This window comes from Microbacterium sp. SCN 69-37 (assembly GCF_001724435.1).
Lineage (GTDB): Bacteria > Actinomycetota > Actinomycetes > Actinomycetales > Microbacteriaceae > Microbacterium > Microbacterium laevaniformans.
Map to the genome: position 1 here is coordinate 1 of NZ_MEEL01000060.1, position 10881 is coordinate 10881.

Annotated in this window: 11 protein-coding genes and 2 pseudogenes; 8 read left to right on the forward strand and 5 right to left on the reverse strand. The window is 68.2% G+C overall.

Going from position 1 to position 10881, the window contains the following annotated elements; all coding sequences use genetic code 11:
• Positions 1-106 precede the first annotated feature (106 nt).
• From ABS64_RS14145 to ABS64_RS14155, 3 genes and pseudogenes are all read left to right on the forward strand, one after another.
• A complete protein-coding gene (locus ABS64_RS14145) occupies positions 107-1012 on the forward strand; it encodes a phosphodiesterase (protein ID WP_292684374.1) in 906 nt (301 codons plus the stop codon).
• Between the two features lie 61 nt (positions 1013-1073).
• Positions 1074-1457, forward strand: coding sequence for a MerR family transcriptional regulator (locus ABS64_RS14150; RefSeq protein WP_292684376.1), 384 nt, complete (start codon positions 1074-1076; stop codon positions 1455-1457).
• Positions 1454-1999: pseudogene (locus ABS64_RS14155) on the forward strand (aldo/keto reductase); the annotation flags it as partial. The gene ABS64_RS14150 and the pseudogene ABS64_RS14155, both read left to right, overlap by 4 nt.
• A 16-nt stretch (positions 2000-2015) precedes the next feature.
• On the opposite strand, the gene ABS64_RS14160 reads toward ABS64_RS14155, so the two are convergent.
• Positions 2016-3166 (reverse strand): IS3 family transposase gene (locus ABS64_RS14160; RefSeq protein WP_157127939.1). Its coding sequence is split into 2 segments (ribosomal slippage): positions 2016-2896 and positions 2896-3166, totalling 1152 coding nucleotides; the frame shifts between segments, so codons are not numbered across the junction.
• 81 nt (positions 3167-3247) lie between these two features.
• Here ABS64_RS14160 and ABS64_RS14165 point away from each other — a divergent pair.
• The 3 genes and pseudogenes from ABS64_RS14165 to ABS64_RS14175 all read left to right on the forward strand — a co-directional run.
• Positions 3248-3691 (forward strand): annotated as a pseudogene (locus ABS64_RS14165) (aldo/keto reductase); the annotation flags it as partial.
• Between the two features lie 148 nt (positions 3692-3839).
• Positions 3840-5297, forward strand: coding sequence for an aspartate ammonia-lyase (locus tag ABS64_RS14170; RefSeq protein WP_292684380.1), 1458 nt, complete (start codon positions 3840-3842; stop codon positions 5295-5297).
• An 81-nt stretch (positions 5298-5378) separates the two neighbouring features.
• Positions 5379-5822: a DUF4190 domain-containing protein gene (locus ABS64_RS14175; protein WP_292684381.1), complete on the forward strand. Its 444-nt coding sequence runs from the start codon at positions 5379-5381 to the stop codon at positions 5820-5822.
• Positions 5823-5880: 58 nt separating this feature from the next.
• On the opposite strand, the gene ABS64_RS14180 is transcribed toward ABS64_RS14175, so the two are convergent.
• Complete coding sequence (locus ABS64_RS14180) at positions 5881-6747, reverse strand: fumarylacetoacetate hydrolase family protein (protein ID WP_292684383.1); 867 nt, start codon at positions 6745-6747, stop codon at positions 5881-5883.
• 208 nt (positions 6748-6955) lie between these two features.
• On the opposite strand from ABS64_RS14180, the gene ABS64_RS14185 reads away from it, so the two are divergent.
• Positions 6956-7324: an FKBP-type peptidyl-prolyl cis-trans isomerase gene (locus ABS64_RS14185; RefSeq protein WP_005048768.1), complete on the forward strand. Its 369-nt coding sequence runs from the start codon at positions 6956-6958 to the stop codon at positions 7322-7324.
• A 159-nt stretch (positions 7325-7483) separates the two neighbouring features.
• The gene (locus ABS64_RS14190; RefSeq protein WP_005048771.1) at positions 7484-8050 is read left to right on the forward strand and encodes a YceI family protein; all 567 of its coding nucleotides are present in this window, start codon (positions 7484-7486) and stop codon (positions 8048-8050) included.
• Here ABS64_RS14190 and ABS64_RS14195 read toward each other — a convergent pair.
• The 3 genes from ABS64_RS14195 to ABS64_RS14205 all read right to left on the reverse strand — a co-directional run bounded on the left by ABS64_RS14195 (position 8016) and on the right by ABS64_RS14205 (position 10666).
• Entirely contained in the window at positions 8016-9035 is a 1020-nt protein-coding gene (locus ABS64_RS14195) for a DMT family transporter (protein ID WP_292684386.1), read from the reverse strand. The genes ABS64_RS14190 and ABS64_RS14195 overlap by 35 nt on opposite strands.
• A gap of 114 nt (positions 9036-9149) precedes the next feature.
• On the reverse strand, positions 9150-10448 hold the full coding sequence (locus ABS64_RS14200; RefSeq protein WP_292684388.1) for an MFS transporter: 1299 nt from the start codon (positions 10446-10448) through the stop codon (positions 9150-9152).
• A complete protein-coding gene (locus ABS64_RS14205; protein ID WP_036287653.1) occupies positions 10445-10666 on the reverse strand; it encodes a DUF167 domain-containing protein in 222 nt (73 codons plus the stop codon). The genes ABS64_RS14200 and ABS64_RS14205 overlap by 4 nt, the downstream gene beginning before the upstream one ends.
• Positions 10667-10881: the final 215 nt, after the last annotated feature.

A 10881-nucleotide genomic window follows, 5' to 3' on the forward strand; every position in this document is an offset into this window, starting at 1 on the left:
CTCCATCACGGCCCACACCTCGTCAGAGATCTCCTGTCGCGTCACCGTTCAAGACTCACCCACCGAGGAGCGGAACCTCTTGATCAACACGCCCTAGGCTGACTTCATGGCCCCCGCCTCGCTCTCGTTCGGCATCCATCCGCCCGCCCAGCGCGTGATCGTCCATCTCAGCGACACGCATCTGTTGGCCGGAAACCGGCCCCTCGGCGGCCGCTACGACACCGCCGCGAACCTCACCGCGACGCTGGCGGCCCTCGAGCGCACGGGTGTCCGACCGGACGCCATCGTCTTCACGGGAGACCTGACCGACCTGGGTGAGCCGGAGGCCTATGCCGCCCTGCGTGCGCAGGTCGAGCCGGTCGCCGCGCGTCTGGGCGCACCGATCGTGTGGGTCGCGGGCAATCACGATGAGCGTCCGGCGCTCCGGGAGGGGTTGCTCGATGAGCCGCCGAGCCTCGAACCCGTCACCGGTGTGTGGGATCTCGGCGGGTTGCGACTGATCGCTCTGGACTCCTCCGTGCCGGGCTGGCACCACGGCGACCTGGATGCCGCGCAGCTCGACTGGCTCCGCGGCATCCTCGCCGAGCCGGCGCCGCGGGGCACCGTGCTGGCCCTGCATCATCCGCCGCTGCCCAGCCACATCCCGTTCTTCGACATCCTCGAACTTCGCCATCAGAGCGAGTTCGCGCAGGCGCTCGCCGGCAGCGACGTGCGCGCCATCCTCGCCGGACACCTCCACTACGCGACGGCGGGAACCTTCGCCGGCATCCCGGTCAGCGTCGCATCGGCGACCTGCTACACGATGAATCTCCAGCGGCCGCCGCAGGAGGTCAACGGCATGGACGGCGGGCAGTCCTTCCATCTCGTGCACGTCTACGACGACACCATCACGCACAGCGTCGTGCCGGTCGGGGAGGCGGAGACCGCCGACGTCTTCAGCGAGGAGTGGACGCGCGCGATGGCCGCACTCAGCCCCGAGGAACGGCTCGAGGCGTTCTCCCGCAAGCGGTGACGCGTCCGCCGTGCCGTCGGCGGCTTGACTTCGAGTGCACTCGAAGTTCTACCGTGGGGGCATGACACTCCTCCACGAAGGCGTCTCGATCGCCGAGGCGGCCGACGCCACCGGCGTGTCCACGCACACCCTGCGCTACTACGAGCGCGAGGGCCTGGTGCTGGCGCCGATCGACCGAGCATCCTCTTCGCACCGGCGGTACACCGAGACGGACATCGCCTGGGTGCGCTTTCTGACACGGCTGCGTCTTACGGGCATGCCGATCGCCGGCATCCGCCGCTACACCGAGCTGGTGCGCGTGGGGGAGTCCACCGTGCCCGAGCGCCGGGAGCTGCTCGTCGCCCATCGCGAACGTGTGCGCGCACAGCTCGACGAGATCACCGCGAGCCTGCGGGCCATCGACCACAAGATCGACATCTACGACAAGGAGATCTCACTCTCATGAAGACCACCACTCTGGGAACCTCGACGCCCATCGAGGTCAGCCGCATCGGTCTCGGGCTGATGGGCATCAGCGCCTTCTACACGGGAGCGGGCCAGGACGACGCGGACGGTGCGCGCACGATCCTCGGTGCCCTCGACCGCGGCGTCACCTTCCTCGACACCGCGGAGATGTACGGCCCGTACACGAACGAGGAGCTCCTCGGGAAGACCCTGGCGGATGCCGGGCGTCGCGACGAGGCCGTCATTGCCACCAAGTTCGGCACGATCCGGCACACGGCGGGTGACGAGCGCGGGCTGGACGGCACGCCGGCCAACATCCGCCTGGCGGTGGAGGGATCGCTGCGCCGGCTGCGCACCGACCGCATCGACATCTACTACCAGCACCGGATGGACCCCGCGACGCCCATCGAGGACACGGTGGGCGCGCTGGCCGAGCTCGTCGCCGAGGGCAAGATCCGCGGCTACGGCCTCTCGGAGGCCTCGGTCGCGACGATCCGTCGCGCGCACGCGGTCCATCCCGTGACCGCGGTGCAGACCGAGTACTCGTGAGCCGCCCCCTTCATTCGGTCCGGACGTTCTGTGAGTCGTCGGTTTCCATTTGATGGGTGCACTGTCGAGCGTACTCGGCTGGGGGTAGGTAGCCGAGCGAGGAGTGCCGGCGGTGGTGGTTGTACTCGTCCTTCCAGTCGCCGATGATGACCTGCGCGTGCAGCAGCGAGTAGAAGCTGTTGATGTTGAGGCACTCGTCGCGGATCCGGCTGTTGAACGACTCGACGTACCCGTTGCGCCACGGCGAGCCCGGAGGGATGTAGGACAGGCCGGTGCGGGTGCCGGCCCAGTCGGCCATCGCCTCGCTGATGAACTCGGGCCCGTTGTCCGATCTGAGCACGGCCGGGGCGCCGCGCACGGCGACGAGGTCGTCGAGGTGGGCGGTGAGCCGGTCAGCGGTGATCGACCGTTCGGTGAGCCCGCCGATGCACTCCCGAGTGTGCTCGTCGACGATGGAACAGATCTTGATCGGCCTGCCCTGTTCGTCGGCATCGAACTGGAAGTCCACCGCCCACACCACGTTCGGCGCGTCCGCTGTCGGTGCGTCGACGGTCGAGGACCCGACGCGTTTGCGGCGACGCCGCTGCGGGACGCGCAGTCCCTCCTCGCGCCACAGCCGTTGGATCTTCTTGTGGTTCACGCCCCAGCCCTCGGCTCGGGCGTCGTGATACGCCCGCCGATACCCGTAGCGGGGATGGTCCTTCGCCCAGGCGCGCAGCCAGTCCCGCAGCGCCATGTCCGGATCGTCGGTGGTTTCGCCCTTGAGCGGGCGCCGGTATGCGGAGCGTGAGAGCCCGGCCAGGCGGCACGCCATCCGTTCGCTCACCTGCAGTGTCCTGAGCAGGTGCGAGACGGCGGCGCGACGTCTGCCCGGGCCTAGAAGTTTCCCTCAGCCAACTCCTTCAGCGCCGCCTTCTCCAGCTCCGCTTCGGCGAGTAGCCGCTTGAGGGTGGCGTTCTGCTTCTCCAGCTCCTTCAGGCGCTTCGCGTCGTCGGCCTTGAGCCCGCCGAACTGGTTCCGCCACCGGTAGTACGTCTGCTCGGACACCCCGAGCTCCCGACACACCGCCGCGACGTCCTGCCCGTCGGCGAGCATCCTGTCGGCCTGCCCGAGCTTACGGACGACCTGCTCCGGGGTGTGACGCTTCCTGCTGTTCGACATGATCTGACCAGTCTCCCTGCCCGCGACTCCGGGCGACAGGACGACTCTCAGAACCACCGGACCTACGAAACGGGGTCAGCCCACTCGCTGTGGACGCGCGACCCCGAGACGGAGCTGCTGCCGGCCTTGACCGAGCTGGGCATCGGCTTCGTGCCCTACTCGCCGCTCGGCCGCGGGTTCCTCACCGGGACGATCCGCTCGCTCGACGTGCTCGACGACGACGATTTCCGCAAGAGCAACCCGCGTTTCGCCGACGGGGCGTTCCAGGCCAACCTCGCGATCGTCGACGAGGTGGAGCAGATCGCGCGGGATGCCGGGGCCACTCCGGCCCAGGTCGCGCTCGCGTGGCTGCTCGCGCAGGGCGAGCACATCGCGCCCATCCCCGGTACGCGCAAGCTTGCGCGCGTCGAGGAGAACATCGGTGCGGTCGATCTCGTGCTGACCTCGGACCAGCTCGCCGCGCTCGGCGCGGTCACGGCCCCGGTGGGGGAGCGGTACGCGGACATGTCCACGGTCAACCGCTGACGGGGCCGGTGCCCTCCGCCGCGGCTCTCGTGCCGCGGCGGAGGGCACCGGCATACCCGGTGTACGCCGTGTACACCGGAAACGCATCGACGCCGCGGGTAGGCTCGACCCCGACCACCCGAGGCGACGACCCAAAAGGACTGCACTCATGGCATTCGACGCAACGACGCGCACCGAAACCGACTCCCTGGGATCGATGGAGATCCCCGCCGATGCCTACTGGGGAATCCACACCGCACGTGCGCTGGAGAACTTCCCGATCTCCATGCGGCCCATCTCCGTCTACAAGGACCTCGTGACCGCGCTCGCGATGGTCAAACAGGCCTCCGCCCGCGCGAACCTGGAGATCGGGGTGCTCGACGCTGAACGCGCCGACCTCATCGACCGCGCCGCCCAGCGGGTGATCGACGGGGAGTTCCATGACCAGTTCGTCGTGGGCGTCGTCCAGGGCGGCGCCGGCACCTCCACCAACATGAACGCGAACGAGGTCATCACCAACATCGCGCTCGAGCTCGCCGGACGGCCCAAGGGCGACTACGCCTACCTCTCGCCGATCGATCACACCAACCGCTCGCAGTCGACCAACGACGTCTACCCGACCGCGGTGAAGGTGGGGCTCAGCCTCGATCTGAAGACCCTGCTGGAGGAACTGGACCTTCTGCGCCAGTCGTTCCTCGCGAAGGCCGTCGAGTTCCACGACATCCTCAAGATCGGGCGCACCCAGCTCCAGGATGCCGTGCCGATGACCCTCGGCCAGGAGTTCCACGGTTTCGCGACGACCCTCGGCTACGACCACCAGCGCCTCACCGAGAACGCCTACCTCCTGTTCGAGATCAACATGGGCGCCACCGCGATCGGCACCGGCATCACGACCCACCCCGGCTATGCGCCCGCCGTCCTGCGACACCTCCGCGAGATCACGGGCTTGGACCTTGCCACCGCAGACGACCTGGTCGAAGCGACGAGCGACACCGGCTCGTTCATGTCGTTCTCCTCGACCCTGAAGCGCAACGCCATCAAGCTCTCGAAGATCGCCAACGACCTGCGGCTCCTCTCCAGCGGACCGCAGGCCGGCCTCGGCGAGATCAATCTTCCGGCCCGTCAAGCCGGATCCAGCATCATGCCCGGCAAGGTGAATCCGGTCATCCCCGAGGTCGTCAATCAGGTCGCGTTCTCCGTCGCCGGTGCCGACCTCACCGTCACGATGGCCGTCGAAGGCGGTCAGCTCCAGCTGAACGCGTTCGAGCCGATCATCGCCCACTCGATCTTCCAGTCGATCACGTGGATGCGACGCGCCATGCGCACCTTCCGCATCAACTGCGTCGACGGCATCACCGCGAACCGCGAGCGTCTCGGCGCCATGGTCGGCTCCTCGGTCGGTGTCGTCACGGCCCTCACCCCGTTCATCGGCTACGCGGCGTCGGCGGCTCTCGCCAAGACCGCGCTGCTGACCCACCGCAACGTCGGTGACCTCGTCGTCGAAGCCGGGCTCATGACCCGCGACGAGGTCGACAAGCAGCTCTCTCCGGCGCGGCTGTCGGGCCTGGAGGCGATCACGCAGGCCATTCCCGTCGTACAGCCCGCCGAGAACCTCGTCGAGAGCTGACGAATCCTTTGCGCGAGACGCGCGCGGGCCGATAACGTCGCTGTCAGCAACGCGCCGCACCGGCCGACCGAGGAGAGACGCATGACCGACCCCACCCAGCCCCCTGTGAATCCGCAGACTCCGCCGCCCGCCGCGCCGCCGGTCGCGCCGCCGCCGTACCAGCAGAGCGGCTACGCGGCCGCTCCCGCGTACAACGGCGGACCCGCGGCATCCACGGCCGTGCCGGGACGCACGCTGGGGATCGTCGCCCTCGTCCTCGCCATCGTCCCTGTGGGACTGCAGCTGATCGGCCTCATCCTCGGCATCGTCGCCCTCGTGCAGTCCAAGAAGGCTGGCGCGAAGAACGGCATGGCGGTCGCCGCCATCATCGTCAGCTCGGTGCTGATCGTGATCGGCATCATCATCGGCATCGTCGTCGCGGTCGTGTTCGCCAACGCAGCCGGCGACCTGATCCAGTTCTGCGCCAACAACCCGAGCGGCGTCTACGAGCTCAACGGCCAGATGATCACCTGCAACGGCGGCTGAGTCGCCCTCAGACGACGCCCCGGTGTCCGCCGACGCGGATCACCGGGGCGTCGTGCGTTCAGTCCAGGATGCGGCAGTGGGTGGTGAGCTCACCGATGCCGTCGATACCCACTGTCACGATCGAGCGGTCGCGCAGGAAGATCTGCGGATCGCGAGAATACCCCGCTCCTCCCGGGCTTCCGGTCGAGATCAGGGTGCCGGGCAGCAGCGTCGCCGACTGCGACAGATGCGTGATCAGCGTCGCCACCGACCGGATCATCTGCCCGGTGGAGGCGTCCTGCACCGTCTGCCCGTCCACGACGGCCCAGATGTGCAGGTCCTGCGGATCGGCGATCTCATCCGCCGTCACGACGAAGGGCCCGTTGGGCGTGAAGCCGTCGAAGGACTTGCACCGTGACCACTGCGCCTCCGAGAACTGGATGTCGCGCGCGGTGATGTCGTTGACGACCGTATAGCCCCAGACATGTTCGAGGGCGTTGTCGGCGGTGACATCCTTCGCGGGCGTGCTGATGACGACGCCGAGCTCGGACTCGTAGTCCACCGATTCGCTGAGCGTCCGAGGCCACGACGTGGTGGCTTCATGTCCGGACAGCGAGTTCGGCCAGAGCACGAAGACCGTCGGCGCGGTGTCGGCCTTCAGGCCCAGCTCGCTGGAGTGCGCTGCGTAGTTCAAGCCGACGGCGAGGACGATGGGCGGCTCGTTCACCGCGGGGCCGAAGGTCAGGCCGTCCAGGGGGATGCCGTCGACATCTCGGGCGGCGTCTCGCACACGAGAAAGGAGTTCGTCGCCCCCCTCGATCAGGGCCTGCAGCGTGCGCGGGGCCGCATCGAAAAGCGACGCCACGGGGGCGACGTGTCCGGGGGCGACGACGACGACCAGCTGCGGATCGTCCGTCTCGGGCAGCACGACGTGGGCGAAACGCATCCCTCCAGGGTAGTGCGGCGCGATGAACTCCGCAGGTTTTGGTGATTTCGGTCGCCGCACGCCTGCCCCGACACAGACTCAGCGCCCGGTGCCGCGGCGATGCCTGCGTGTCTCCCGGGCGCTGAGTTGGCCTGGGTTCATTGTGTTCCGCGTGCGCGGAGGGTGTCAAGAGGGTGCCTGACTCATTCGCGCATGCTTGGATGGACGTATGACCGAAGAGCGCACCAAGCCCGAGTTCGACGCCCCCACGGGACCTGCTCCCGCCGATCTCGTCATCCGCGACCTCATCGTCGGCGACGGGGACGAGGCGAAGCCCGGCGACAACGTCACCGTGCACTACGCCGGCGTCGAGTACGACTCCGGCGAGGAGTTCGATTCCTCGTGGGGCCGCGGCGAGTCGATCCAGTTCCCGCTGCGTGGACTCATCCAGGGATGGCAGGACGGCATTCCCGGCATGAAGGTCGGCGGACGTCGCGAGCTGATCATCCCGCCGCACCTGGCCTACGGCCCCGCCGGCGGTCACTTCCTCGGCGGCAAGACCCTCATCTTCATCATCGACCTGCTCAAGGTCGGCTGATCCGACATCTCCGTGAGAAGGGGGTGGATGCCGCGGCATCCACCCCCTTCTCGTTTTCTCCAGGAGGTGTTCCTCGAGAGTTTTTCCATGTGTGGGAATACATACGGATTCCGCGTGTTGAGTAGCCGCAGACCGTTTCCCCGACGAAGGATGGCAGACATGACCGAGACCACCACCACCGTTCCCGAGATCCCGGGCTACAAGGCCGGCACCTGGGTGCTCGACCCGGCGCACAGCGAGGTCACCTTCAGCCTCCGCCACATGATGATCTCGAAGGTGCGCGGCGTCTTCGGTCTCAAGAGCGCCACGATCGAGGCGCCGGAGAACCCGCTCGATGCGAAGGTCAGCGCGACCGTCGACGTCGCCTCGATCAACACCAACGACGAGAACCGCGACAACCACCTGCGCAGCGCCGACTTCTTCGACGTCGCGCAGTTCCCGACCATCGAGTTCGTCTCCACCGGTGTCCGCTACCAGGACGGCGACTTCCTCGTCGACGGCGACCTCACGATGCACGGTGTCACGAAGCCGGTGACCTTCGAGCTCGAGTTCGGCGGCTTCGGCACCGACCCCTACGGCAACTACAAGGCCGGTGCGACCGCCACGGGTGTCATCAACCGCGAGGACTTCGGTCTGACGTGGAACGCGGCCCTCGAGACCGGCGGCGTGCTCGTCGGCAAGGACGTCACGATCACGCTCGACCTGCAGGGTTCGCTCCAGGCCTGAGTCCCTCCGTCCGACGGCGGTCGTTCCCGTTCCAGCGGGACGGCCGCCGTTGCGGCATTCGGAGTCGGTTCTGCGCGAGGAGGATGCCGAGGAAGACGATCCCGGCGCCGACCGGCTCGTGCCAGCCGATGCGTTCACCGAGGACGAGAAAGCCCAGCGCCACGCCCACGACCGGCGTGATATACGTCACGGTCGACGCGGCCGTGGGCCCCCAGGCCCGCAGCGTGTTCTGGTTCCAGATGTAGGCCACGCCCGTGCCGAGGCAGCCCAGCAGCACCATGCTCACCACGATCCACGGGTCCAGCCGTACGGGCGTGAGGGCCACTGCCGGCGCCACGACCGTCATGATCACCGCGGCGATCCCGATGTTCACGAACGAGAAGGCGAGAGGGCTCATGCCCGAGTTCGCGAGGAAGCGGCGCATGTACGCGAGGCTGAAGCCGTAGCACGCGGTCGCGCCGAGAAGGGCGAGCTGAGCGAGCAGGCTCTGCGTGAGGTCGAGGCCGGTCCACGGTGCGATGATCACCACCACCCCGCCGATGCCGAGGGCGATGCCCGCGATCTGCACCGGCTTCAGACGCTCCACGCGGAACACGAGCGCCGCCATGATCGCGGTCATGATCGGCGTCGTCGCGTTGTAGATGCTTCCGAGGCCCGACGACACGTGCTGCTCGGCCCACGAGAACAGCAGGAACGGCACGACGCAGAAGCTCACCGCGAGCACCGTCATATGGCCCCACACCCGCGCGTCCTCGCGGCCCAGACCGGGCAGTCGGTCGCGACGGATGAGGACGAAGACCCCGAGCGTGGCCGCGCCCAGCACGAGACGCCCCCACGCGACCTGCGCGGGAGAGATGCCGCCGAGGGCGACCTTCATGAACAGGAAGCTCGATCCCCAGATGATCCCCATCAGGACGAACTGGACGGCGATCGCCGCCGAGGACGGCCCCGGGCGAACCGGGGTGGGAGCGGGCGAGCGGGTCACGCGCCGACTCTAGCGGCGGCCACGGACGCCGTCGGCGCCCGTGGTATGCCACGTCCGAAACCCGCCGAAGCCTGGCAGGAATCGGTCGCGGCATCGAGCGTCAGGGATCGAGCGTCAGGGGACGGGGTTCTCGGCGTCGTAGCTGCGGAACCCCGGGTACAGGCGCGCGAGGGTCGCGACGATCGCGATGATCAGGATGCCGCCCATCAACGGTGGGAACCAGAGCGTGGTGATCGTGGCGAGCGTCCCCGCGTAGAGGGCTCCGATGCGGGGGCCGCTGGCCACGACGACGATGAAGATTCCCTGCAGCCGTCCCCGCACGGCATCCGGCACCGCAGCCTGCAGCATGGTGGAGCGGTAGATCGCGCTCACGTTGTCGGCGGCGCCGCCGACGGCCAGCGCCACGCAGGCGGCGACGATCATCGCGATGTTCGCGTGGTCGGCATCCACTCCATTCGGGGCGCCGACGCCGACCGCGGCGAGCACCAACGCGAGAGCGAAGGCGCCGATGGCCGCGCCGTACACCTCGACCGCGCGCGCGATGCCTCGTCCATGCCAGCGATATCCGCCGACGCGCCCGGAGAACAGGCTCGAGAGGAAGGCGCCGGCCGCGATCGCGGCGGTGAGGATGCCGGCCGTGACCGGCCCGCCCCCGAGCAGCACCATACCGAGTGCCGGGAAGAGGGCGAGCGGCTGGCCGAAGGTCATCGCGACGATGTCCATCACGAACTGCAGGCGGATGTTCGGCGCGCGTTTCAGGAACGCGATCCCGTCCTTGAGCGACTCCAGTCCCGGGCGCACCGTCTCGCCCTCGGGGCGCATGGCGGGCAGTGTCCAGAGCCCGAGGAACAGGCTGAGCATGAGGATGACGTCGATGGAGTAGGTCCAGGCGTATCCGGTGGTCGCCACCAGGATCCCCGCCAGTGCGGGGCCGGCCATCACCATGATGCCCACAGTGACGCCCTGCAGGGCCGCTGCGGAGGGCAGCAGCTCGCGGGGGAGAAGGCGTGGGATGATCGAGGAGCGGCTCGCCATCACGATGGAGTTGGCGGCCGCGTTGACGACGCTGAGGACATAGAGCGACCAGACCGCCTCCTGCTGCGTCCAGGCCAGAACGGCCAGCAGCAGCGTGGAGGCGAAGGTGACGGTCGCGGCCGTCAGAGCCACCGTGCGACGGTCGAAGGCGTCGGCGAGCATGCCGCCGTAAATGCCCGCGAGCACCATCGGCACCAAACCCGCCACGGCGATCATCGAGACGGCGAACGTCGACGATGTCAGTGCGTACATGTGCAGCATGACGGCCATGATCGTGAGCTGGCCGCCGAGCCCCGACACCGTCGAGCCGATCCACAGCCGCGCGAACGCAGGGCTGTGCCGGAACGGCGTCAGATCGATCAGGTGGCTGCCGCTCATGCGTCCACCTCGACGCGCTTGTGACGCGAGGCGTGTCCGCGGAGGATCGTGACGTCGCGCGGCGCCACGCCGAAGTGATCGGCGAGTACGCGCGTCACCGCGTCGTTGGCTGCGCCGTCGACGGCGCGCTCGCGCACGAAGACCGTGAGGCCCTCGGCATCCTGCTCGACGAGGGGGCCCTTGCGGCTGCCGGGTTTGACGTGGACGGAGAACTGCACGCCTCGAGCCTAAGAGGATTGGCCCGGGCCGCGGCGCCGAGTTTCCGGGACGGGCTCGGCGCTGGTAGACTCCTGAGGTTGCCGTTCGATCGGCCGCGGATAAAGAGAGCCCACGTATCAGGCGTCGGGCGCCGCGCAACGAAGAGGAAGGGGATCACCTATGGCACTGGAAGCAGACGTCAAGAAGGCGATCATCGAAGAGTACGCGACGCACC

Bases quoted from the DNA above. Each gene is read 5' to 3' on its own strand.
- ABS64_RS14175 (WP_292684381.1), top strand. From the start codon at position 5,379: ATGACCGACCCCACCCAGCCCCCTGTGAATCCGCAGACTCCGCCGCCC.
- ABS64_RS14145 (WP_292684374.1), top strand. From the start codon at position 107: ATGGCCCCCGCCTCGCTCTCGTTCGGCATCCATCCGCCCGCCCAGCGC.
- ABS64_RS14150 (WP_292684376.1), top strand. From the start codon at position 1,074: ATGACACTCCTCCACGAAGGCGTCTCGATCGCCGAGGCGGCCGACGCC.
- ABS64_RS14200 (WP_292684388.1), bottom strand. From the start codon at position 10,448: ATGAGCGGCAGCCACCTGATCGATCTGACGCCGTTCCGGCACAGCCCT.
- ABS64_RS14170 (WP_292684380.1), top strand. From the start codon at position 3,840: ATGGCATTCGACGCAACGACGCGCACCGAAACCGACTCCCTGGGATCG.
- ABS64_RS14180 (WP_292684383.1), bottom strand. From the start codon at position 6,747: ATGCGTTTCGCCCACGTCGTGCTGCCCGAGACGGACGATCCGCAGCTG.
- ABS64_RS14190 (WP_005048771.1), top strand. From the start codon at position 7,484: ATGACCGAGACCACCACCACCGTTCCCGAGATCCCGGGCTACAAGGCC.
- ABS64_RS14185 (WP_005048768.1), top strand. From the start codon at position 6,956: ATGACCGAAGAGCGCACCAAGCCCGAGTTCGACGCCCCCACGGGACCT.